Source organism: Ruthenibacterium sp. (assembly GCF_017421385.1).
GTDB lineage: Bacteria > Bacillota > Clostridia > Oscillospirales > Ruminococcaceae > Ruthenibacterium > Ruthenibacterium lactatiformans.
This window is the reverse complement of record NZ_JAFOIN010000117.1, coordinates 22,591-43,360: the sequence shown is the minus strand read 5'-3', so window position 1 is coordinate 43,360 and position 20,770 is coordinate 22,591. Positions and strand designations below refer to the sequence as shown.

19 protein-coding genes and 1 pseudogene are annotated in these 20,770 nt (G+C 61.0%); 8 read left to right on the top strand and 12 right to left on the bottom strand.

The annotated features are described in order from the left end of the window. The first annotated feature begins 115 nt into the window (after positions 1 to 115). Together IIY41_RS13455 and IIY41_RS13450 are read left to right on the top strand one after the other, a co-directional pair. Positions 116 to 967, top strand: coding sequence for an acyltransferase domain-containing protein (locus IIY41_RS13455; protein WP_287401171.1), 852 nt, complete (start codon positions 116 to 118; stop codon positions 965 to 967). A 39-nt stretch (positions 968 to 1,006) separates the two neighbouring features. Next, on the top strand, positions 1,007 to 1,798 hold the full coding sequence (locus IIY41_RS13450; protein ID WP_055081567.1) for a M55 family metallopeptidase: 792 nt from the start codon (positions 1,007 to 1,009) through the stop codon (positions 1,796 to 1,798). Between the two features lie 115 nt (positions 1,799 to 1,913). Here the strand turns inward: IIY41_RS13450 and IIY41_RS13445 are convergent, their stop codons facing one another. From IIY41_RS13445 to prmA, 8 genes and pseudogenes are all read right to left on the bottom strand, one after another. Continuing rightward, positions 1,914 to 2,900: an alpha/beta hydrolase gene (locus tag IIY41_RS13445; RefSeq protein WP_055081568.1), complete on the bottom strand. Its 987-nt coding sequence runs from the start codon at positions 2,898 to 2,900 to the stop codon at positions 1,914 to 1,916. Beyond that, complete coding sequence (locus IIY41_RS13440; protein WP_050005568.1) at positions 2,897 to 4,411, bottom strand: MFS transporter; 1,515 nt, start codon at positions 4,409 to 4,411, stop codon at positions 2,897 to 2,899. Before IIY41_RS13440 ends, IIY41_RS13445 begins: the two co-directional genes overlap by 4 nt. A gap of 227 nt (positions 4,412 to 4,638) precedes the next feature. Beyond that, positions 4,639 to 5,514, bottom strand: a complete 876-nt coding sequence (locus IIY41_RS13435) for a DegV family protein (RefSeq protein ID WP_055081570.1) — start codon at positions 5,512 to 5,514, stop codon at positions 4,639 to 4,641. A gap of 71 nt (positions 5,515 to 5,585) precedes the next feature. Continuing rightward, positions 5,586 to 6,296 (bottom strand): VTT domain-containing protein, encoded by a 711-nt coding sequence (locus tag IIY41_RS13430; RefSeq protein ID WP_287401165.1) that lies wholly within the window; start codon positions 6,294 to 6,296, stop codon positions 5,586 to 5,588. 38 nt (positions 6,297 to 6,334) lie between these two features. Then, on the bottom strand, positions 6,335 to 7,246 hold the full coding sequence (locus IIY41_RS13425) for a M15 family metallopeptidase (RefSeq protein WP_287401163.1): 912 nt from the start codon (positions 7,244 to 7,246) through the stop codon (positions 6,335 to 6,337). Between the two features lie 52 nt (positions 7,247 to 7,298). Then, the gene (locus IIY41_RS13420; protein WP_009326154.1) at positions 7,299 to 8,018 is read right to left on the bottom strand and encodes an RsmE family RNA methyltransferase; all 720 of its coding nucleotides are present in this window, start codon (positions 8,016 to 8,018) and stop codon (positions 7,299 to 7,301) included. Between the two features lie 56 nt (positions 8,019 to 8,074). After that, positions 8,075 to 8,815: pseudogene (locus tag IIY41_RS13415) on the bottom strand (TraX family protein). A 30-nt stretch (positions 8,816 to 8,845) separates the two neighbouring features. Then, positions 8,846 to 9,769, bottom strand: coding sequence for a 50S ribosomal protein L11 methyltransferase (gene prmA / locus IIY41_RS13410; protein WP_055081576.1), 924 nt, complete (start codon positions 9,767 to 9,769; stop codon positions 8,846 to 8,848). Positions 9,770 to 10,101: 332 nt separating this feature from the next. On the opposite strand from prmA, the gene adhE reads away from it, so the two are divergent. The 5 genes from adhE to spoVAE all read left to right on the top strand — a co-directional run bounded on the left by adhE (position 10,102) and on the right by spoVAE (position 16,109). Next, positions 10,102 to 12,735, top strand: coding sequence for a bifunctional acetaldehyde-CoA/alcohol dehydrogenase (gene adhE / locus IIY41_RS13405; RefSeq protein WP_287401160.1), 2,634 nt, complete (start codon positions 10,102 to 10,104; stop codon positions 12,733 to 12,735). A 253-nt stretch (positions 12,736 to 12,988) separates the two neighbouring features. Beyond that, positions 12,989 to 13,990, top strand: a complete 1,002-nt coding sequence (locus IIY41_RS13400; protein WP_009326159.1) for a DUF2804 domain-containing protein — start codon at positions 12,989 to 12,991, stop codon at positions 13,988 to 13,990. Positions 13,991 to 14,265: 275 nt separating this feature from the next. Then, a complete protein-coding gene (gene spoVAC / locus IIY41_RS13395) occupies positions 14,266 to 14,718 on the top strand; it encodes a stage V sporulation protein AC (protein WP_082670694.1) in 453 nt (150 codons plus the stop codon). A 3-nt stretch (positions 14,719 to 14,721) separates the two neighbouring features. Next, the gene (locus IIY41_RS13390) at positions 14,722 to 15,756 is read left to right on the top strand and encodes a stage V sporulation protein AD (protein WP_009326161.1); all 1,035 of its coding nucleotides are present in this window, start codon (positions 14,722 to 14,724) and stop codon (positions 15,754 to 15,756) included. Then, positions 15,753 to 16,109 (top strand): stage V sporulation protein AE, encoded by a 357-nt coding sequence (gene spoVAE / locus IIY41_RS13385; protein ID WP_009326162.1) that lies wholly within the window; start codon positions 15,753 to 15,755, stop codon positions 16,107 to 16,109. Before IIY41_RS13390 ends, spoVAE begins: the two co-directional genes overlap by 4 nt. Positions 16,110 to 16,196: 87 nt before the next feature. On the opposite strand, the gene rpsT is transcribed toward spoVAE, so the two are convergent. Beyond that, complete coding sequence (gene rpsT, locus IIY41_RS13380) at positions 16,197 to 16,460, bottom strand: 30S ribosomal protein S20 (RefSeq protein WP_009326163.1); 264 nt, start codon at positions 16,458 to 16,460, stop codon at positions 16,197 to 16,199. Between the two features lie 124 nt (positions 16,461 to 16,584). Between rpsT and gpr the strand changes: the two genes are divergently transcribed. Then, on the top strand, positions 16,585 to 17,385 hold the full coding sequence (gene gpr / locus IIY41_RS13375) for a GPR endopeptidase (protein ID WP_009326164.1): 801 nt from the start codon (positions 16,585 to 16,587) through the stop codon (positions 17,383 to 17,385). A gap of 15 nt (positions 17,386 to 17,400) precedes the next feature. Here gpr and IIY41_RS13370 read toward each other — a convergent pair whose 3' ends face one another. The 3 genes from IIY41_RS13370 to IIY41_RS13360 form a co-directional block, all read right to left on the bottom strand. Then, positions 17,401 to 17,946 carry a hypothetical protein gene (locus IIY41_RS13370; protein ID WP_050005576.1) on the bottom strand — a complete coding sequence of 182 codons (546 nt, stop codon included), beginning with the start codon at positions 17,944 to 17,946 and terminating at the stop codon, positions 17,401 to 17,403. A gap of 45 nt (positions 17,947 to 17,991) precedes the next feature. Further along, on the bottom strand, positions 17,992 to 18,708 hold the full coding sequence (locus IIY41_RS13365) for a nucleotidyltransferase domain-containing protein (protein WP_287401156.1): 717 nt from the start codon (positions 18,706 to 18,708) through the stop codon (positions 17,992 to 17,994). Positions 18,709 to 18,791: 83 nt separating this feature from the next. Continuing rightward, positions 18,792 to 20,768, bottom strand: a complete 1,977-nt coding sequence (locus IIY41_RS13360; RefSeq protein WP_009326209.1) for an elongation factor G — start codon at positions 20,766 to 20,768, stop codon at positions 18,792 to 18,794. Positions 20,769 to 20,770: the final 2 nt, after the last annotated feature.

The window sequence follows — 20,770 nt, the reverse complement described above, 5'->3', positions numbered from 1 at the left end:
CTTTTCCGGCCGTGCTCAAGGGCGGCCGGAACCGGTGCCGCAGGCCGGCCCGGCGGAAAGCCCTTTACAGCGAAGGGGCCGGGCCGGCCTTTGCACAACAAACAAGGAGGCAGCCATGGAAGCCTTTGACATCCCGGCCCTGCACGCGCTGTGCATCGAGCTTTCGATTCCCGGCCCCGCCGCCGAAGCCTGCCTTGCGCAGGCCGCTTCGGCACAGGCGGCGCCCTTGCTGCGCCATATCCCCGCTCTGCTGGATGCATCGCGGGCCGAAGCCGCCATGCGTGAACTTCAGGCGAAATGCGCGCCGCTGTGCCCCAATGGGCTGCTGGAGCTGGCCGTGCTGCTGTCCGCCGCATTGGAGGCGCGCAAACATTATGCGGCGCGGGGCGTTCCCGACGATGTCTACCTTGCCACGATGGGCTGCTTTTCCCGTTTTCTGAACGAGACGCACCGCTGGACAGGCCGCTGGCAGTTCGACCGCGGCTTCTGGGTCTGGCGGCAGCTCTGCGGGCGGCTGCTCCGCCTTGGCACACTGGAATTCGAGGCGCTTCCCCTGCCCGCTGAGCTTGCCGGGCCGTTGGGCGCGGCGGCGGGCGCGCCCGCGCTCTCGGTGCATATTCCCGGCGATGCGATGTGTATGCCCGAAGCGCTCCATGCCTCCTATGCGCGGCGTGCGGACTTTTTTGCCCGCGACGGCGCTTTGCCGTTGACCTATTGCCGCACATGGCTTCTTTCGCCCCGCGTGAAGGAGCTGCTCCCGCCCGGTTCCGGCATTCGCAATTTTATGGAGGATTACACGCTGGCAGACTGGGATCCCGACGACAATTCCGGCCGTCTCTGGCTGTTCGGCGCACCGGGTATCCCGGACGCCGCGCTGCCTGAGCGCACGTCTCTGCAGCGGGGCGCAAAGGAGCTTTTGCTGCAAGGCAAACCGCTCGGCTCGGGGCTGGGGCTGCTGAAGCTGTGAACGTTTGACGCTTCAAGTGAAGGAAAAAGGAGTGCCGCCATGAAATTTTATATCGCGGTAGACTGCGAAGGCCCCGCCTGTGTGGTGGGCGAACCGGGAAAGGGCCTGGGCAGCGGAGAAAACTACCGGTTCGCCTGCCTGCAGGCCACGCGGGAGGCGAACGCAGCGGCCCGTGCTTTGTTCGACGCAGGCGCGCAGGAGGTCGTCGTCTGGGACGCGCACGGCACAGGCGTAAACCTGCAGTACGACCTGCTGGACCCACGCTGCCGCATCCTGCTGGGCAGCGGGCACAGAGGCCGCTTTGCAGGCATGGACAAAAGCTATACCGCCGTGCTGTTCATCGGCTATCATGCGCGGGAAAACACCTCCCGGGCCGTGTTGGCCCACACCTTCTGTTCCACCGCGTTCCAATATTATAAGCTGGACGGAAAAGAAGCGGGCGAGCTTGCCATCGACGCGGCATACGCGGGCGAGCTGGGCGTTCCGGTGCTGTTCTGCGCGGGCGACGACGCCTGTGTGGCCGAGGCCCGTGCGCTGTTTCCCGGCCTCGCCGCCGTTGTGACGAAGGAGGCGCTCTCCTGGACGTCTGCTTTGAGCCGGCATCCCCAGGCTGTGTGCGACGACATCTACCGCACCGTGCGGGCCGCCGTACCCGGCGCCGGGACGCTCGTCCCCTATCGCATGCCCGGCCCTCTCTCCGTAGAGATCCGGTACAAGCGTATGGAGGACGCGGCCCGCGCCGCCCTCACCGACCGGAACGGCCATCCTTTCGCTCAGCCGGACCCTTTCACACGGTCCGGAGTCGTGGACGGCGTCTCCGCCCTGTTTTAAGCACCGGGATATGCTTTCCTTCTTTGTGTTCAAGCAGTATGTCACAACAAAAGCAGCGGAGAACAGGCAGCATCTGCCTGTTCTCCGCTGCTTTTTCTTTTATGTATGCGACGCCTTATACCGGCTTTTCCGCCGGGTCCGCAGCCACTGTCCGCTCCGCGCCGGGCAGCGGCATCCAGCGGCCGATGAATCCGAACACCTTTGCCCAATAGCGCGCGGGCGCCATGCGCAGGGACTCCGCATGGCCTGCATCCGGCTCCACATATTTTTCCTTGGGACACCGCGCCGCCGCATACACCTCATCCAGCATGGCAAAGGGAACGAAGGCATCCTTCCCGCCGTGGATGAACAGCATCGGCGTGCGGGAGTGCGCCACCTGTGCCGCAGCGCTGGCCTCCCGCAAAGAAAAGCCCGCCCGGCGGCGCAGCAGCGCGTCTGCCGTGTACAGCACGGGAAACGGCGGCAGGCCATAGGTTTTTTTCAGCTGATAACGGAACTCCTCCCATGCGGTGGTATAGCCGCAGTCCTCCACGATCGCCCGCACGTTGGGCGGAAGAGGCTCGCCCGCCGTCATCATTACGGTGGCGGCCCCCATGGACACGCCCATGAGCACGATATCCGGCGCGCCGTTCTCTGCGGTAACACGCTGCACCCATGCGGCAATGTCCCGCCGCTCGGGCCAGCCCATCCCGATATACCCGCCCTCGCTTTGGCCGTGGCCGCGTGCGTCCGGCAGCAGCAGGCTGAAGCCCGCGTCATAAAACCGGCGCGCGTATTCCGCCATGCCCGATGCCTGCCCGGTATAGCCGTGGCACAGCACCGCCCAGGGCGCATTCCCGCCCGCGCGCACACACAGAGCGTGCAGCTGCAGGCCGTCGCCCGAGGTCAGCCACCAATCCTCATGGGGCTGCGCGTTCAGCCATTCCCTGTCCGCCGCCAGCGTGCCCCGGGGCGCGCCGGTGGGACGGTTATGCGGCGCGTTGAACGCCGCTGTTTTGTCGATTTGCTGTGTAAGCGCAAAGCGGTAAAAGTACTCTCCGGCCACAGCTCCCGCAGCCGCGGCCGCGGCGCCCAGCGCCAGTGCCGTTTTCCAGCCTTTCATTCCGCTGTTTCTCCTTTCGCCGCGCGGCGCGCCTCAATATCCCGCACCATCGCTTCATAAGATTCTTCCGTGATCGTATATTTGACACGGTAGATGAAATAAGCAGCCAACAGAAGCGCCGCCGGGATGACCGTCATGCAGACCAGCAGCGCGGCGCTTTTGCCGCTGGGCACCGAGGCCAGCACCGCCCCGATTCGTTCCGTCTTTTCCGCTATGGTGATCAGCCCCTGGGAGGCCGCGTTCTCCAAATCGGAGATCTGGTTCGTCACGGCGCGCACTCCCACCGCCAGATAGATGACAAGCACCAGAAGCTGCACCAGCGCAGTGCCCAGCTTGGTGATGAAGGGCCGCACGGAAAAGACGATGCCCTCCTCCCGGCGGCCCGTTTTCCACTCGTTGTATTCCACGGTATTTGCAATGCAGATGATCATAATAAGGTAAACCAGCGTCTGCCCCAGAAATGCAAACAGGTTGCTCACGGTGAGCATCGTGAACTTGAGCGCCCACATCTCCCGCGGGATGAACAGGCCGGAGAGCATGATGCAGAGGTATCCCGCCGCAGCGCCGAAAGCGCCTGCCTTCATCAGCTGCGCGCGGGTGAAACGGCCGGACAGAGCCGCGAACACGAGCATCAGCACCGCGCCCGCCACATTGCCCAGAATGCTGAAGATGGACAGCAGCAGGCCGTTGTAGCCGAATTCAAAATACAGGTATGTCACCGAAAGGCCGCCGCCCATCAGTGTCTGCGCCACGGAAAAAATCAGAAAAACAACGGCGCACCAGACAAGCTGATCGTTGCGGGCAATGGTGGAAAAGGCCTTCCGGATGCCGACCTTTTCGGCGGGCGCTTCGTCCCGCGCAGACGGCTCGCGCACCACAAGCAGCGTGATGAGCTGTGTAGCCGTAAACGCAGCGCATACAATAAGGACAACGGCACGGTACGCGGTGACGGCGTTGCCGCCGATCACAAGGCTGCCCGCCGTAAACGTGGGTACAACGATGCCGCCCAGAAACTGCCCCACGCCCGCAAACAGCACCGTGCGGGAGGTAAGACGGTTGCGGTCGTCGGCGCGGCGCGCCAGCGCCGGCACCATGCCCCAGTAGGCGATGTCGTTCATTGTAAATACGACGCTGTACGCGAAGTACAACAAGCCGAAGGCCGCCACATAAGCCCAGCCCTGAAGCGTGGTGGAAAACGAGGTGATGAACACGATGACGCTCAGCACGCCGCCAATGGCGATCCATGGCTTGAATTTGCCCCAGCGCGTACGCGTGGCCTCCACCACGTTGCCCATGATCGGGTCGTTGAAAGCGTCGAATACGCGCGCCGCCACCATGATGACGCTGATGCAGGCAAACTGCACCGACGTAAGCGTTTTGGTGAACAACACATAGGTGAGCAGATAGTTGGTAAACATGCATCCGGCCATATCCCGGCCCACGGTGCCCACGGGATACGCCCAGAGGTTGCGGCGCGAAAGCCCGCCCGCCGTTTTTTCCTGTGCGCTCATTGCTGCATTCCCCCTTTTCCGCCGCGAAAAACCGCCCGCGGCAAGCAGATGATTCCTGTTCCCATCATAGCAAAAAACGGGAACGCGCGCAATGAGGAACTCTGCCCGCCGCCTCAGGTATTTCCGTGCATATTTTGCGAATACAAACCAGCCCCCGGCCGCGGGTCTATCCTGCGCGGCCGGGGGCTGGTTTTGTTATTTTAAATCCGGTTTATACTTCAAGTATTTTATCCACGCGTGCGGCCAAGATAGAAAAGCGCCACTGTGCCGGGGCCTGAATGGCTGCCGATGACCGGGCCGATGGAATGGATGCGGATATCCTGCGTGCCGAATTTTTCCCGCACCAGGTCCGCTACATATTCCGCGTCCGCACGGCAGTCCCCGTGGCTGATGAACACCGTTTGGGAGGCCGGGTCCACTGCGTCCTTTTCCATATGCGCCACCAGCGCGTCCAGGCTGGCTTTGCGGCCGCGCACCTTTTCCATGGGGATCAGATGACCCGCGTCATCCACGTGCAGCACCGGCTTGATGTTGAGCATCGTGCCGAAAAACGCCGCCGCGCCGGACACACGCCCGCCGCGCTTGAGATGATTCAGGTCGTCCACCGTGAACCAGTGGGCCAGATGCAGCTTGTTTTCCTCCAGCCACCGGGCCGTTTCTTCAATGCTGCGGCCCGCCTTCTGCTGCTGCGCCGCATGGTAGACCAGCAGGCCCTCGCCCATGGAGGCGCACAAGCTGTCCACCGCGAGGAATTTGTGCTCCGGATATTCTGCGCTCAGGTCCTCGAAGGCGATGCGCGCGGAGTTGAATGTGCCGGACAGCCCGGACGAAAAACCCACATACAGCACGTCGAAGCCGTCCCGCGCCATTTTACCCGCCACTTCCCGGAATGTCTCCACATTGATCTGGCTGGTGGTGGACATAGCCCCGCCGCGGAGCATATCGTAAAAGTCCCCGGAAGAAAGGTCTGTTTCCTCAGGGTCGTTCCGATAGCTTTTTTCGCCGATGGTATAGGTCATGGGCAGTACAGTAACGCCCGTCTGCGCCACAAGCTGCGGCGAAAGGTCCGTGGTGGAATCCGTCAGGATCTTATATTCACGCATCGTTGTCGCTCCTTTATGTTTGCTGGAAAATCAGTCCCCAGCTCTCTGCTGGGAAATCCACAGGCAGTATATCACAAATCCCCGTGCTTTTCCAGACTGAATTTCCCCTTCAGCGCGGCAATGCCTACCAGAATGCGGTCCTGAAAAATCACGCACAGCCCCGCCACAGCCCCGGTGGCAAGGAACACCACCAGGCTCACGTCCCAGCTTCCCTCGGCGAACTGGCTGCCCGCAAAGGTACTGGTGATCACCGACGGGATGCGCGCCAGTGTGGAGATGAGAAAAAACGCATGGGGCCTGACGGGCAGGAACGGGCCCAGATAGATGAGCACGTCCTTGGGCGTGCCCGGGATGAAAAACAGCAGGAACAAAAAGAACTTCACGTGCGCCTCGTCCCGCAGAAAATGGTATTTTGCCAGAACGGAAGCGTCGATGGCTCTGGCACCCGCGGCACGCACGCAGTAATAAACTGCGGCGCTGGAAAGGCCCACGCCCAAAAGGCACAAGGCCAGCCCTCCCCAGGTACCGTACAAAAGCCCCGCCATCAGCTCCACCGGTTCGCCGGGCAGCACGGCCACCACCACCTGCAGCACCTGCAGGCCCAAAAATGCCAGAAGGCCCAAAAAACCGCTGTCGTGGACAAACGCAATAAACGCATCCCGCGCATCCTGCTGCGTCAGCACGGCCCAGATCTCGTTTCGATATGTAATGCCGAACACGGCCAGCGCCAGCAGAAGCGCCGCGCCCAATACCGTGCCCGCGTATTTTTTTATAAATGCCACTCGTATCCACGCCCCGTCTTCCCGGGCGCGTCGCTGCATCAGGCGGTATGCGCCCCGGTGTATTCTTCCAGGGTGCCGCCCGCCTGCATGATGGCTTTCGCGGCATCCTTACCTACATAACGATAATGCCACGGTTCATACGTCACGCCCGTGACATTTTCTTTTCCCCTGGGGTAGCGCAGGATGAAGCCGTAGTCCGCGCAGTGGGCGTACAGCCATTCAAATTCCGGCGTGTCTTCAAAATCCGCCGTCAGGTCGCTGTGCTTCGAATACCAGTCCGCCGAAACGATATCTGCGGCAAGGCCCGTGTTATGCTCCGAGGTGCCGGGGCGCGCCACCCACATGGCAGCCTGTTTTTCGGCCTCCTCCCGGCTGAAGCCCTCCGCCATGAAGGAATTTGTCTTGCGCTTGAACAGCGCCGTCTGCCGCTCCACGCTGCGGTAGCCCGACACTAAGTAGAGCTTGCAGCCCGCCGCCTCGGCGTCCGCCAGCATGGCCTCCAGGTCCGCCGCCGCGCGCTTGTCAAAAGGACGGTTTTCGTATCCCCTGATGTCCACGGTCTCCACGGTAAAACCCTCGGGCAGAGGGTTCCCGGCGTTGACAAGGCGCGTCATCCAGCCGTCGCCGTCCGCCGGGGCTGCGGCGGGTGCCGCAGCCGAGGAGGAACCGCTCATGGAGCCGGAAGAAGAAGCGCCGCCCGCGCCGCTGCCGGACATACTGCCGGAAACAGAGCCGGAGGCAGCGCCGCCGTCGCCGGGGACGCCGCTCATGGAGCCGGACATGGAACCGGACATGCTGCCGGAGCCGGATGTCACAGACGAGGAGCTGGGCGCCATGGAGGAGCTGGACGAAGGCTTGGAGGACGAACTGCCGGAGCTGCCCCAGCAGCCTGCGAACAGCGCCGCCACAAGCACCAGCGCGAGGGTAAGGACCAAAGTTTTCTTAGGCAAAATACAAACTCCCTTTCGCCTGCCCGCAGACGCCGGGCGGCGCGCGGGAAGGTCATTGTAAATTGCCGGTCAGGGTCATTACCGCAGCGAGCGCCGCCAGCGGCGCGGTCTCACAACGCAGGATGCGCGGCCCCAGGCCGATTTGTACGCATCCCGCTTCGCGGGCCGCGGCCGCTTCCTCGGGGGAAAAGCCGCCTTCGCTGCCGGTGATGAGGCCGATGGTCTCGGCGCCGCCCAGCCGGCTAAGTAATGGCTCCCCGCCCGCCTCGTAGCAAAAAAACGCCGCGTCGTTGCGCGCTGCGTCCGCGAGCATCTGTTTGTATGTTACCGGAAGTTCCACCTGCGGCACCACGCCCCGTCCGCTCTGCTTGGCGGCCTCAAAGGCGATGCGGTTATAGCGCAGGTTTTTCTGCTCTTCCTTTTTTGGCGCAGCCACACAGTAGCGGCTGAAAAACGGCACTACCCGCACGGCGCCAAGCTCCACAGCCTTCTGGACGATTGTCTCCAGCTTATCCTGCTTTGGGTAACCCACATATAGCGTAACCCGCACGCCCGGCTCCGATACGCTGGTAGAGCTGGAAAGGATTTCCAGCTCTACCGTATCGGGGCCAAAGCCGCGCACCGCGCAGGCATAGTCCGTGCCCTTGCCGTCGCAAAGCGTAACGGTCTCGCCGGGCCGGGCACGCATCACATGGGCCAGGTGATGCGCGTCCGCCCCCGACAGCACGGCCGTGCCTCCGGAGATATCAGTTGTAAAATAACGGTGGGGCATAATAAAACTCCTTCTGTGTATTTATGGCGCAAGGGCGCGGCACTGCGGTGCGCTGTTTAAGGCGCAAGCCGCATGCCAAGCAGCGGAATTAAGATAAACTGCGCCGGATAGATGAGGTAAAACCTCCACTTCACGCGCGCACCGGCGCCGGGCGTGCCGTCGTACAGCCGCATTGGCAAAAGCGAAAAAAACACACCGAAAAATTGCAGATACTGCGAGCCCAAATTGGGCAGCGCGCCAAGCCAAAGCGACGCGACAATTACCGTAAAGATACCGCACAGCAGCAAAGCCGGGCGGCCGCTGCGGTCGCGCATGTAAAAGCAGCCCCAAACAATGGCCAACGCATACCAGCCCCAATCCAAAGGAAGAAGAGCGGCGCAGACGAAAAGGGCGGCGCAAGCGGCGCACCGTGCGAACAACGGCTTGATGTGCTCCCATGCCACAAGCGAAAGCAGCGCAAGAAACAGCGTAAACAACACATTGCCTCCGCCCGAAAATACCGTAAATTTCCATTCGCGCGTATACACTCAGCCGCAAAAGCTGCTGTAAAACGGCTGCGAAATCATTGCAAACATCAGCAGCCGCATCAAATAGCGGCGCACGCTTTTGGTGTGGCAATAGCCCTCCGCCAAAAGAAAGCAGAAAATAGGCAGCGTCATTTTGCCGGCGGTGCGCAGCGCAATGCATGCAGGAGAGCGGTAATACAAAAAGGCGTATGCAAAATGATCGAGCAGCATACAGGCATACGCAATCCATTTCAGCCCGGTGGCAGATAATTTAGCACCCGGCGTATGCACGGTATTTCCGCCTTTGTGCTTGGCGCGCAGTTATTCCCGCCCTGTGTGGCCGCACACCAGCGCCACCCAACCGTTCTTTTCCTTTACCTCCCGCAGTGCAAGGCCTGCGGCCTGTACCGCGGCGATCACCTCATCCTTGCGGGTGTCGATGATGCCGCTGGCCAGAAAGGTTCCATGCTTTGCCAGCAACGCGGGTACGTTCGGCACCAGGTGGATGATGGCATTGGCCACGATGTTGGCGCAGATGACGTCGTATACACCCGTGGCCTTTTCGGAAAGGTCGCCCACCAGTACCGTAAGGTCGTTCTGCACGCCATTGAGGGCCGCGTTTTCGCCTGCCGTGCGCACGCACATCGGGTCGATGTCCACGCCTTCCGCTTTGGCCGCGCCCAATTTCAATGCCGCAATGGCAAGAATGCCGCTGCCCGTTCCGATGTCCAACACGCGCTCGCCGCCCTTCACCAGGCCATCCAGCGTTTCCAGGCACAGGGCCGTGGTCTCGTGCGTGCCGGTGCCGAAGGCCATCCCCGGGTCCAGCGTGATGACCGCGCGGTCCGTTTCGTACGCTTCCCAGCTCGGCACCACAGCCAGCCGTGTGCCGATATCCATAGCGTGGTAGTATGCCTTCCAGCCCGTCTCCCAGTCCTCCTGGCGCACACCCGTATATTCCATCCGGTAAGGCACCTCGGCGCGCTCCAGGCGGTCCCGCATCAGCTCTCCGATCTCCGCAAAATTCTCGTCCGGCGCAATGTACAGGTGCACCGCTACCTCATCCCGGCTTTTATCCAGCAGTTCCTGCTCAATGAGGTCAACGTGAGCAATGGCCTCCACCTGGGCCTCCAGATCCCGGTAATCCTCGATGTAGATGCCGCCGCCCGAGATGCCCGTGGCAATGGCCTCCGCCGTTTCGGCCCAAACCGCCGGCACCGTCGTCTTGATGTCTGTCCATTCCATAGCTTTTTACTCCCTGCGCTTGGCGCGCCTGCAATTTGTTTTTGCGCCGTAAGGCGCCGTTTTCTTTTCATTATACACAAATACATCCAAAAACGAAACAAGCCGGCGGTATATCCCGCATTTCGTGCCGGTTCTGCAGAAATTTTTCACAATCTTCTTTCCTCTTCTTTTGTTAGAATGCACAAAAGAGCTTTGTTAAACTTATAACATTCGTCGTGTTGTACATTGATAAACTTTTAACGATATGGTATGATAGTGTCAGTGAGAAAGCATCCTAAAATCACAAAACGAACCGTTCAAACCATATCAATGAACTTTGGGAGGACAAACTGATGGCAGAGAAAAAGACGACCGCCAAAACCGCTCCGGCCCCCGCTGTGGAGACCGTGGAGAACCCTGTGAACAAAATGATCGACGGCCTGGTGGAAAAAGCCCAGGCAGCTTTGAAGGAATTCCTGACGCTGGATCAGGAACAGATCGACCACATCGTGCACGAGATGGCGCTGGCCGGCCTTGACAAGCACCAGGAGCTGGCCCGCATGGCCGTGGAGGAAACCGGCCGCGGCGTGTACGAGGACAAGGTCATCAAGAATATGTTTGCCACCGAGTATATCTGGCACGACATCAAAAAGGAAAAGACCGTGGGCGTGCTGGACGAGAACGAGATGGAGGGCTATGTGGAAGTGGCCGAGCCTGTAGGCGTTATCGCAGGCGTCACCCCCACCACCAACCCCACCTCCACTACGCTGTTCAAAAGCCTGATCGCCGTGAAAACGCGCAACCCCATCATCTTCGGTTTCCACCCGTCCGCGCAGAAGTGCTCGGCCGAGGCTGCGCGCATCGTATATGAGGCCGCTGTGAAGGCCGGCGCGCCGGAGAACTGCATCCAGTGGATCGACACGCCGTCCATCGAAGCGACGGGGGCGCTGATGAACCACCCCGGCGTGGCCACCATCCTGGCCACGGGCGGCCCCGGCATGGTAAAGGCCGCTTACAGCTGCGGTAAACCGGCGCTGGGCGTCGGCCCGGGCAACGTGCCGTGCTATATTGAAAAATCCGCGGACCTGCACCGCGCCTGCACCGACCTGATGATGTCCAAGACCTTCGACAACGGCATGATCTGCGCTTCCGAGCAGGCCGTCATCGTGGACGAAGAGATCGCCAAAGCGTTCGAAGACTATATGAAGGCCAACAACTGCTACTTCCTCAACAAGGAAGAAACGGAAAAGCTGACGAAATTCATGTTCCCGGACCCCAGCAAGGGCGTTTACGGCCCGCTGGTGGGCAAATCTGCAAACTGGATCGCCGAGCAGGCCGGCCTGAAGGTGCCCGAAAAAACGAAGATCCTCATCGCGCCCATCTCCTCGCCGGACGAAAACCATCCGCTGGCGAAGGAAAAGCTTTCCCCGGTGCTGGCCTACTTTGTTGTAAACAGCAAGCAGCAGGGCTTTGATTACGCCAACAAGATGCTGGAGCTGGGCGGCCTGGGCCACTCCGCCGTCATTCATACCGGCGACATGAAGATCGCCGATGAATACGGCGTGGCCATGCGCGTGGGCCGAATCATTGTGAACAGCCCGTCCTCCCAGGGCGCCATCGGCGACATCTATAATACCAACACGCCTTCCCTGACGCTGGGCTGCGGCTCCTATGGCAAGAACAGCGTGTCCCAGAACGTCACGACGGTGAACCTCATCAACAAAAAGCGCATCGCCAAGAGGAGGGTCAACATGCAGTGGTTCAAGGTGCCGCCCCGCATCTATTTTGAGGAGGATTCCATCCAGTACCTGGAAAAGATGGAGGGCATCTCCCGCGCCTTCATCGTCACCGACCCGATGATGGTGAAGCTGGGCAATGTGGACAAAGTCCTGTACTACCTGCGCAAGCGCGAGGAATACTGCCACAGCGAGATCTACTCCGACGTGGAAAGCGACCCGTCCGTTGAGTGCATCATGCGCGGCGTCAAGGCCATGAACGCCTTCCAGCCGGACGTCATCATCGCCATCGGCGGCGGCTCGGCCATCGACGCGGCCAAGGGCATGTGGCTGTTCTACGAGCATCCGGACACCAGCTTCGACGGCCTGCGCCAGCGCTTCCTGGACATTCGCAAGCGTGCGTTCAAGTTCCCGAAGCTGGGCCAGAAGGCCAAACTGGTCGCCATCCCCACCACCTCCGGCACCGGCTCCGAGGTCACCAGCTTCTCCGTCATTACGGATAAGCAAAACGGCAACATCAAATATCCCCTGGCCGACTACCGCCTGACGCCGGACGTGGCCATCATCGACCCGCAGTTCACCCGCTCGATGCCCAAGAGCATCGTGGCCGACACCGGCCTGGACGTGCTGACCCACGCCATTGAGGCGTATGTATCCGTCATGGCCAGCGATTATACCGACGGCCTTGCGCTGCACGCCATCGAAATGGTGTTCACTTATCTGGAGAAATCCTACAACGGCGACCCGCTGGCCCGCGAAAAGATGCACAACGCGTCCTGCATCGCCGGCATGGCCTTCACCAACGCGTTCCTGGGCCTGAACCACTCCATGGCGCACAAGCTGGGGGCCGAGTGCCACATTCCCCATGGCCGCGCCAACGCCATCCTGCTGCCGTATGTCATCAAATACAACGCTACCAAACCGACCAAGTTCGCCTCATTCCCGAAATACAAGGAATATGTGGCCGACGAGCGCTATGCGAAGATCGCCCGCCGCGTGGGCCTGTGCAGCGCGGACACGCCCATCTCCGAGGCAGTGGACTGCCTTGTGAAGGCCATCCGGGAACTGATGACCGTCACCGAGCGCCCGCTCTGCATCAAGGACTGCGGCGTCAGCGAGGCCGAGTTCATGAGCAAGGTCGACGAGCTTTCCTACAAGGCGTTCGAGGACCAGTGCACCACCGCAAACCCGGTATATCCCCTGGTGTCCGAAATCAAGGAGCTGTACAGGGAAGCTTACTACGGCGAATAAGCGCCGCCCAAAACTGAATCCCGGGCCGTTCTTTTTCCGGCCCGACCTCCTTTCATGGGGCCCGTGCAAAGCGGGCCCCTTTTTTGGTATATGTACCGGCACATGGTACCCGCGCAAAACAGCACAAATAACCGCCGACAAATTTGTTACGCCGCATGGGCGGATGTGTGCTATACTGTTTGTAAATAAGCTCTTTAAAAATACGCTTTTGCGGCGGCGCGGCAAAACGCGTCCGTCCGGGGGAGGAATACGCATGCAGGAACGCCACATCACCACGCCCGGCCCCGTGCTGGACGAACACGGCGTCATCACGCCCGGCTATTCGGAACGGTCCATTTGTACTTACCGCCGCGCAGATATCAAAGCCCCGTTCTACCGCATCAAGGAATGGGACTTCTATCAGGTGTCCGACGGCGAAAAGTGTCTCCAGTTTACATATGGCCATGCCTCTTATGCGGGCCAGGTAGCGGTGATGCTGTTCAACTTCAAAACGGGTGAAGTCATCGCCAATATCAGCAAGCTGCTCGCCCTGCCCTTCGGCAGCCTGCATCTGCCTGAAAACGCCGAGCAGGACAGCGATATATGCTACGACAAAGGCGGCGTGCACCTGCGCTTTAAGGTGGAGGGCGACACGCGTTACCTTTCGTTTTCCGCGCCGGATTTTGAAGCGAACATCACGCTGGAGCGCAAAAACCCCTATTCTCTGGTCATCCATATCCCCTTTGATGAATACAAAACAGCGTTCTATTATAACCACAAGATCAACTGCATGACGGCCCGCGGCCGGGCGGTATGCGGAGGAAAGGAATACATTTTCGGAGACGGCGCTTTCGGCCTGCTGGACTGGGGGCGCGGCGTGTGGCCGTTCCACAATGAATGGTACTGGTCCAACGGCACCGGCACAGTGGATGGCAAAATTTTCGGTTTCAACCTGGGAACCGGCTTCGGCAACACCAGCCAGGCCACCGAAAACATGCTGTTCTACAACGGGAAATACCATAAGCTGGGCCGCGTGCATTTTGACCTGGACACCGAATACATGAAGCCCTGGCGGCTGTATGACGACGAGGGCCGCCTGGACCTGACCCTGACGCCGTGCTATGACCGCACCACCCGCATGAAAGTGCTGTTCGTGGACAACTGCTGCCACCAGATGTTCGGCGGCTTTTCAGGCAGAGCCGTGCTGGACGACGGCACCGTGCTGCAGATCGACGATCTGCAGGCTTTTGCCGAACACGCAGTGAACAACTGGTAGGCTCACCTGCTCAAATCAAACCAACAGGCGCGCCGCTTCCCTTTTCAGGGAGCGGCGCGCCGCTTTTTTCCGCGAAACAGGGCGGGATATGCCGAAGCGCGTCCCGCCCTGTTTTTTCGCGTTTGCGCGCACATATTCCGCCCCGCGCCTGCAAACACTTTTACCACTGCCGTAAGATCCTATGCTTTCCCGGGCCGGAACGCATCCAACAAGGCTTTGGGGACAGTATGAAAACGGCCGCCGCAAATATGTTTCGCAGAAGGAGCGACAGAAAAATGAAACTGGACGCAAAAAAATACGACGAGATGCGCAAGGCCGCGTCGCCGCCCTCGCCGCTTTTGAAGGACTGCCTGTGGGCGTTTTTCGTGGGCGGCGCCATCTGCCTTTTGGGCGAGGGCCTGCGCACGCTGTATGCGGCCCTGGGCTTCACACTTACCGACGCTGGCACACTGACGAGCGCCACGCTCATCGGCCTGTCGGCCTTTACCACAGCAATGGGCTGGTACCAGAAGCTGGCCGCCAAGGCCGGCGCCGGTACACTGGTACCCATCACAGGCTTTGCCAACGCGGTCGTCGCCCCCGCCATCGAATTCCGCAACGAGGGGCTTGTCTCCGGCGTGGGTGCAAAAATGTTCATCATCGCAGGGCCTGTCATCGTTTACGGCATGCTGGCCAGCGTTGTGTGGGGCGTGATCTACCATTTCATCCGCCCGCTGATGGGAGGGTAACGCATGCGTAAGGGAGACACCATTCTGTTTGAAGCTCCGCCCAGCGCCGTCGCATATGCGGCCGTGGGCGGCAAAAAAGAGGCGGAAGGCCCTCTGGCAGACGCCTTTGATATGCTCATCGCCGACACCCTGTGCGGCGAAAAGACCTGGGAAAAGGCCGAGAGCGATTTTGCCCGCTACTGTCTGGAGGCCGCGCTGAAAAAAGGCCGTCTGCAGGCGGACGCGCTGGACGCCGTGTTCGCGGGCGACCTGCAGTGCCAGTGCACCGCGTCGGCCTATACGATGCGCGGGTTCGACACCCCGTACCTGGGCCTGTACGGCGCGTGCAGCACCATGGCCGAAGGCTTTGGCCTGGCCGCGTGCATGGTGGCAGGCGGCCACATGCAGTATGCCGCGGCCATGAGCAGCAGCCATTTCTGCGCGGCGGAGCGCCAGTTCCGCACGCCGCTGGACTATGGCGGCAAACGTACGCCCACGGCCCAGTGGACGGTAACAGGCGCCGGTGCCGCCATCCTGGCTCCGGCCGGCGGTCCGCCCTATGTGCGCGCCGTCACATTCGGCCGCGTGCGGGATTATAACGTCACCGACATCAACAATATGGGCGCGGCCATGGCCCCGGCCGCCTGTGAAACGATCCTGCGCTACTTCGCCGATACGGGCGAAAAACCAGAGCACTTTGACGCCATTTTCACCGGGGACCTGGGCTTTGTGGGCCGCACGCTGCTGCTGCAGTTGCTCAAGGAGGAAGGTCTGCCGCTGGAAAACCATCAGGACTGCGGCCTGCTGGTATACGACCGGGACGCGCAGAACGTGCAGGCGGGCGGGTCCGGCGCGGGCTGCAGCGCCACGGTTCTGTGCTGCCACGTGCTGCCCGCGCTGCGCGAGGGCCGCATGAAGCGCGTGCTGTTCCTCTCCACCGGCGCGCTGATGAGCCAAACTACGTTTTTACAGGGCGAGAGCATCCCGGGCGTCGCCCATCTGATCGAGCTTTCCTCCGAATTGCCGGAGGAAACGGAAAAAGGAGGCGGCGTGCGATGAATTTTGTATGGGCGTTTCTTGTGGGAGGGCTGATCTGCGTGGTAGGCCAGCTCCTCATCGACCTGACCAAGCTTACCCCCGCGCGCATTCTGGTGCTGTACGTTGTGGCGGGCGTGGTGCTCAGCGCGCTGGGCTGGTACGATCCGCTGGTTGATTTTGCAGGCGCGGGCGCCACGGTGCCGCTCATCGGCTTCGGGCACCTGCTGGCCCAGGGCGTAATGGATTCTGTGGCGCAGAGCGGCCTTGTGGGCGCGCTGACGGGCGGCTTTACGGCCGCCGCGGGCGGTGTGACAGCCTCGTTGACGGCGGGCTTTCTGGCCGCGCTGCTGGGCAAAAGCCGGGACCAGAGCTGACCCCGCTGCGCCGGGCGCAGAACCCGGCCAAGGCACGACAAAAAACCCGCTGTTCAGACGAACAGCGGGTTTATTTGAAAGCGTAGCTTACTTGCCGGCTTTGTCTGCGGCCTTGGCCAGACGGGAAACCTTGCGGGAAGCCGTGTTCTTGTGAAGCACACCTTTCGCCGCGGCCTTGTCGATCGCGACGACAGCAGCCTTCACAGCAGCGTCTTTGTCGGCGGCGCCGGCGGAAATGGCGGCGTCTGCCTTCTTGACGACTGTTTTCAGGTTGGACTTGATCGCTTTGTTGTGCAGAGCCTCTTTTTTCGCCTGCACCACACGGTCTTTCTGCGACTTAATATTAGGCATCGTACCACCTCCTTAATACCCATAACAGTGCAATTTATAATACCACTTTTTGCCCCGCAAGGCAAGCCTTTTTTTGAAAAAAGCGCCCAAACAGGCGCATTATCTCCCGAAAGGAAGGAATATCATGGCAGTATACACGGATATCGCCGCCGAACTGTATCCCGAATCCCGCGGGAGCGTCCCCCGCGGCGTCAAGACCTTCACGGCCACCGCGTCGGGCATCGGCCTGACGCGGGTGGAGATTGAGCGCAGCGGCCTGCGCCGCCCCAAAGGACGGTACATCACGCTGGATATGCCCCAGTTCGCCGCCATCGACGACCGCAACGAGGCTTATGTATGGGCCATTGCCAGCCAGCTGCGCGCGCTTCTGCCCAAGGAGGGGCTTGTCCTGGTAGCCGGAGTGGGCAACCGGGCCGTCACCGCGGATGCCCTTGGCCCCGAAACCGCGGACCGCGTGTTCGTCACACGCCATCTGTGCGAACACCCGGACGCCGGGGACGATGTAGCGCTGCGGCCCGTAGCCGCGTTTTCACCGGGGGTAGAGGGCAATACAGGCCTTGCCACAGCCGAGCTTCTGCAAAGCGTGGTGCGCAGGCTGGAGCCGGCGGCCGTTGTGTGTGTGGACAGCCTGTGTACCTCAGACGTGCGCCGGCTGGGATGCAGCGTCCAGCTTTCCACGGCAGGGCTTTCGCCCCACACTGCGCCGCCGCTCACGCAGCAGACGCTGGGCGTGCCCGTGGTAGCCGTAGGCGTGCCCACCGTTATGGAGGCCGACACGATGCTGGGCGCAAAACGCCCGCTGGTGGTGACGCCCAAGGACATCGACGCCATCATCCGCCGGGGCGCGACGCTGCTGGCGCTGGCCATCAATAAAGCGCTGCAGCCGGCGCTCTCGGTGGGAGAGCTGACGTTCCTTACCTCTTAATAGATACGTCCCCTTTTATTTGAACGAGTTTTCTATCTCCTTTATTCTGTTTTCTATCAGATATGCGCTCATATCTCTTTCTTCTGCATAACCCCTTGTTTGTCTTATCTCATCTCTACTGTTAAAACTAAAGCCAAACATTTTATCTGCCCGTTCCGGATCTGATTTGAACCGGACCTCCTCCATAAAATGCTTCATTTCTTTGTTTTTGAACGCAAGCATGATTTCTTCCCACCGAATTGCTTTACTTGGTGTATCTGGTTCAGAGGGGAATTGTGCATAGAGTCCAAGCAAAATAAACCAATCCGCATTATCTTGGGGCGTGAATCGGTTGAACCAAAGCATATTTTGATATCTCTTATTTGGGTGACGATAGGCTCTTGACATCTTGACCTGAATCGTATTGACCAGATTCACCCCACTACAGAATTTATACAGTAACAGGTCGATTCCTTTTTCCTGCGCCGATGTGGGAACAAACACTGACGCATTCTTTATGTTGTCTGATAAATACTGCGCCACAGCAAATTCGCCGTATTGTATTGTGAACTTTGCCTGCAACTTTAAGCCTCCTTATACGATACACAGCGAGAGGAATGTTTCCTCTTACCTGTTTTGTAAGCCGTTTATTCTATAATTTACCGCATCTCGCGCATCCTGCCCAACCGCTGAAGCGCGCAAAACCGCCCCGGCCCAGCGCACCAGCAGCGCATAATGCTCCGGCGTCTCCTGCGGCGTGAATGCCTTTTGCCCGCGCCCCGCCAGCACGGCCCGGCTGTCCGCGTCGGGCAGATGCCGCTCCAGCGCGGCGGCGTCCTCACAGTACACGCCCGACGCGGCAAAGGCCTGCGCCTGCAGGACAAAAAACGCGGCCTTGTACAGCGCAGGCAGATTGGCAGAGACATCCTCGAACAAAAAGCTGTGACACGCCGCGTGATATACATTCGCCGCGCCCATGTGCAGGGCGCCACGCGCGTCCCGCGGGCACAACAGCGCGCCCACCTCCGAAAGTGAACCGTACAGCGCCTCTGTGTCATGGTAAAACTGGAACAGGTCCGCCCGGGGCCAAGCCAGCAGCTCTTTCCTGCCTGAAACAAAGCCGCAGGCCTTTTCGCTGTCCGGCATGCTGCGCACCAATTCCCGGTAAGCCGACAGGTCGGCCGTGTCCAGCCTGTCCAAAATGAGCACAAAATCAATGTCGCTGCTCTCTGTGGCCGCACCCCGCCGGACACTGCCCTGCAGCCCCATAAACCATACCCGCGCACCAAAATGCGCCAGCGCCTTTTCCGCAAGCATTTTAGCCCACGCCCTGTGATCTGTCATAATTCCCTCCCTATGCAATGGTGAATCTCTCTTTCCTCCGCCTGCCTCCCGTGGGCGAACGGCGGTTCAGGTCCCGGCTGCTTTTATTTTAACTGGATGTGCATTTGGGCCGGTGCCTCGTTCCATTTGACGGGATACCCCGCTCCGTGGCTGCAAAATACGGAATCCGGCGTGTTTTCCACATCCCTCTCCGGGTCGTAGCCGGTTTGTTCGGCCAGGTGCTGCTGCTGTGCAGGCGTACAGGGATGATATGCCTCGAACGCCAACGAAAGCTGCGCCCGTCCCTTGCCCAGCGCGGTCAGCTCCCGGGCATAGGCCTGCATCTGTGCCACAGGGCATGTACCCGTCACAGCCACCCGGCCGTTGCGGCCTGTCACAGGCGCTTCATACCGGCCGCCCATACGCGGTATGTCGGACAGGATACGCCCCGCCAGTGCCGCATCCGCCTCTGCCGTGAAAGAATACCATGGCTCCAGCAGCACGCTTTCCGCCTGCATCAGCCCCTGGCGCACCGCACGGTATACGGCCTGGCGGAAATCCCCGCCCTCGGTGTGCTTCAGATGGGCGCGCCCGGCCAGCAGCGTCACGCGCACGTCTGTCAGCGGCGCGCCGGTAAGCACGCCCCGGTGGCTCTTTTCCAGAACGTGGGTGCGGATGAGATTCTGCCAATTCTGTGCCAGCACATCGGTATGGCATTCACTGTCAAACGTTATGCCGCTTCCCGGCGCGCCCGGCGAAAGGCGCAGGTGTACCTCGGCATAATGGCGCAGCGGCTCGAAATGGCCGCAGCCCACTACGGCGTTTGCGATGGTTTCCCTGTACAGCACGCCGCAGGGGCCGAACGATACCTCTGCGCCGTACCGCTCCCGCAGCACGGCCTGCAGTACCTCCAGCTGGACCTCTCCCATCACCTGAACGTTCACACGCTGCAGCTCTTCGCTGAATTCCACGCCCAGCAGCGGCTCCTCGTCCTCCACCTCACGCAGCAGCTCCAGCAGGCGGCGGGGCGGAAGCTCCGGCCCTGCCAATACCTGGGCGGAAAGCAGCGGCCGCAGTGCGGGCGGCATACCCGGCCGGGCATCCGCCCCCACAACATCCCCGGGCATCACCCGGCCCAGACCGGCGGCGGCGCACAGCGTGCCAGGCCCCGCTTCGGCCAGCGGCGCGCTTTTTCCGCCGCTGTATGCCCGCAGCCCGTTCACCTTGTAATACGCAGTCCCGCCCTTTTCCGGGCAGGCCACATTCTCTTTGGGGCGCAGACGCCCTGCCAACACCTTCAAAAACACGATGCGGCCGCCGTTTTTCTCATGACGCACCTTGTACACACGGGCGCGGAAAAGCGCGTCTCCGGCCTCTTCCTGCGGTGCGGCGCAGAACGCCGCCAATACGTTCAGCAACGTGTCAACGCCTGTGCCGTTCAGAGCCGCGCCCACCACTGCCGGACAAACAAGCCCCGCCCGCACCAGTGCGGCGCCGCGCTCCCGGGCGGCCTGCGCGTCATAGCCGCGGACAAGATAATCCTCCATCAGCGTTTCGTCCCGCGCGGCCAGCTCCTCCGCCAAGGCCTCTCCAATGTCCGCCGCGCAGAAATCCGGCCCGCACGCCAGCACATCCGCCCCCAGGCGTGCGCGTACCGCCGCCAGCGTTCCGGCAGCATCAGCGGTGGGCAGGTCCGCCTTGTTCAGAAAAAACACCACGGGCACGTCGTTTTGCCGCAGCAGCCGCCAGACGGTCTCCGTATGGGCCTGTACGCCCTCCACACAGCTTACCACCAATACCGCGCAGTCCACGGCCCAGATGCTGCGCTCCATCTCGCCGCTGAAATCCGCGTGGCCCGGGGTGTCGATTAAGCGGAACGGAAGCCCGCAGGCCGTAAACGCCGCTTCGTCGGCAAATACCGTGATGCCGCGGCTGCGCTCGATGACGTCATGGTCCAGACAGGTGTCGCCGCTGTCCACGCGCCCGGCGCGCCGCAGCGTGCCGCCCCGGTACAAAAGCTGCTCCGAAAGCGTCGTCTTGCCCGCGTCCACATGAGCGAAAACGCCCACGACAGTTTCCATAA

What these genes read in the sequence shown, in the direction of transcription:
- IIY41_RS13455 (WP_287401171.1), top strand. Translation starts at nt 116, where the DNA reads ATGGAAGCCTTTGACATCCCGGCCCTGCACGCGCTGTGCATCGAGCTT.
- IIY41_RS13450 (WP_055081567.1), top strand. Translation starts at nt 1,007, where the DNA reads ATGAAATTTTATATCGCGGTAGACTGCGAAGGCCCCGCCTGTGTGGTG.
- IIY41_RS13445 (WP_055081568.1), bottom strand. Translation starts at nt 2,900, where the DNA reads ATGAAAGGCTGGAAAACGGCACTGGCGCTGGGCGCCGCGGCCGCGGCT.
- IIY41_RS13440 (WP_050005568.1), bottom strand. Translation starts at nt 4,411, where the DNA reads ATGAGCGCACAGGAAAAAACGGCGGGCGGGCTTTCGCGCCGCAACCTC.
- IIY41_RS13435 (WP_055081570.1), bottom strand. Translation starts at nt 5,514, where the DNA reads ATGCGTGAATATAAGATCCTGACGGATTCCACCACGGACCTTTCGCCG.
- IIY41_RS13420 (WP_009326154.1), bottom strand. Translation starts at nt 8,018, where the DNA reads ATGCCCCACCGTTATTTTACAACTGATATCTCCGGAGGCACGGCCGTG.
- prmA (WP_055081576.1), bottom strand. Translation starts at nt 9,769, where the DNA reads ATGGAATGGACAGACATCAAGACGACGGTGCCGGCGGTTTGGGCCGAA.
- adhE (WP_287401160.1), top strand. Translation starts at nt 10,102, where the DNA reads ATGGCAGAGAAAAAGACGACCGCCAAAACCGCTCCGGCCCCCGCTGTG.
- IIY41_RS13400 (WP_009326159.1), top strand. Translation starts at nt 12,989, where the DNA reads ATGCAGGAACGCCACATCACCACGCCCGGCCCCGTGCTGGACGAACAC.
- spoVAC (WP_082670694.1), top strand. Translation starts at nt 14,266, where the DNA reads ATGAAACTGGACGCAAAAAAATACGACGAGATGCGCAAGGCCGCGTCG.
- IIY41_RS13390 (WP_009326161.1), top strand. Translation starts at nt 14,722, where the DNA reads ATGCGTAAGGGAGACACCATTCTGTTTGAAGCTCCGCCCAGCGCCGTC.
- spoVAE (WP_009326162.1), top strand. Translation starts at nt 15,753, where the DNA reads ATGAATTTTGTATGGGCGTTTCTTGTGGGAGGGCTGATCTGCGTGGTA.
- rpsT (WP_009326163.1), bottom strand. Translation starts at nt 16,460, where the DNA reads ATGCCTAATATTAAGTCGCAGAAAGACCGTGTGGTGCAGGCGAAAAAA.
- gpr (WP_009326164.1), top strand. Translation starts at nt 16,585, where the DNA reads ATGGCAGTATACACGGATATCGCCGCCGAACTGTATCCCGAATCCCGC.
- IIY41_RS13365 (WP_287401156.1), bottom strand. Translation starts at nt 18,708, where the DNA reads ATGACAGATCACAGGGCGTGGGCTAAAATGCTTGCGGAAAAGGCGCTG.
- IIY41_RS13360 (WP_009326209.1), bottom strand. Translation starts at nt 20,768, where the DNA reads ATGGAAACTGTCGTGGGCGTTTTCGCTCATGTGGACGCGGGCAAGACG.